The 1,109-nt window shown below is 45.5% G+C and carries 1 protein-coding gene; it reads right to left on the bottom strand.

The genetic code is table 11. From position 1 onward, the window contains the following. Positions 1-1,109, bottom strand: a 1,109-nt coding sequence (tuf, locus tag LVY74_RS17575; RefSeq protein WP_237816145.1) for an elongation factor Tu, incomplete at both ends; no start/stop codon positions are given.

Here is a 1,109-nt window from a genome sequence, read left to right as displayed (position 1 = left end):
CCTGGGTCCATTGCGATTGGGTGGATCAATTCTACTGACATTTCTACGTTGTCACCAGGCATAACCATTTCAACACCCTCTTGAAGAGAGATTGCACCAGTTACGTCAGTTGTACGGAAGTAGAACTGTGGACGGTAGCCATTAAGGAATGGAGTGTGACGACCACCTTCGTCTTTAGAAAGTACGTATACTTCTGCGTCGAATTTAGTGTGCGGCTTGATTGTACCTGGCTTAGCAAGTACTTGACCACGTTGTACGTCTTCACGTTTAGTACCACGTAGAAGAATACCACAGTTCTCGCCCGCACGACCTTCGTCAAGAAGTTTACGGAACATTTCAACGCCAGTTACTGTAGTTGTTTGAGTATCACGGATACCCACGATTTCTACAGATTCACCAACTTTGATGATACCCGCTTCTACACGACCAGTAACTACTGTACCACGACCAGAGATAGAGAATACGTCTTCGATTGGCATCAAGAATGCTTTATCGATAGCACGTTCTGGTTCTGGAATGTAAGAGTCAAGCGCTTCAACAAGAGCAAGAACTGAAGACTCACCGTACTGACCAGCGTCGCCATTAAGCGCAGCAAGAGCAGAACCACGGATCACTGGAGTGTCATCACCTGGGAAGTCATAAGTAGAAAGAAGTTCACGAACTTCCATTTCTACTAATTCAAGTAATTCTTCGTCGTCAACAAGGTCGCATTTGTTTAAGAATACGATGATGTAAGGTACACCTACTTGGCGAGAAAGAAGGATGTGTTCACGAGTTTGTGGCATTGGACCGTCAGTCGCAGCACATACAAGGATCGCACCGTCCATCTGAGCAGCACCAGTAATCATGTTTTTAACATAATCGGCGTGTCCTGGGCAGTCTACGTGCGCGTAGTGACGAATTGGAGAATCGTATTCTACGTGTGAAGTATTAATGGTAATACCACGTGCTTTTTCTTCAGGAGCTGAGTCGATTTGTGAGTAATCTTTCGCTTCACCGCCGTAAGTTTTCGCACAGATTGTTGCGATCGCAGCAGTAAGAGTTGTTTTACCATGGTCAACGTGACCGATTGTGCCCACGTTTACGTGTGGCTTATTACGTTCAAACTT

Origin of the sequence: Acinetobacter sp. ME22 (genome assembly GCF_022012315.1) — a bacterium.
Taxonomy (GTDB): Bacteria; Pseudomonadota; Gammaproteobacteria; order Pseudomonadales; family Moraxellaceae; genus Acinetobacter; species Acinetobacter brisouii_A.
Note: the sequence above shows the minus strand (reverse complement) of the source record. Positions and strands in the feature narration are given on the sequence as shown.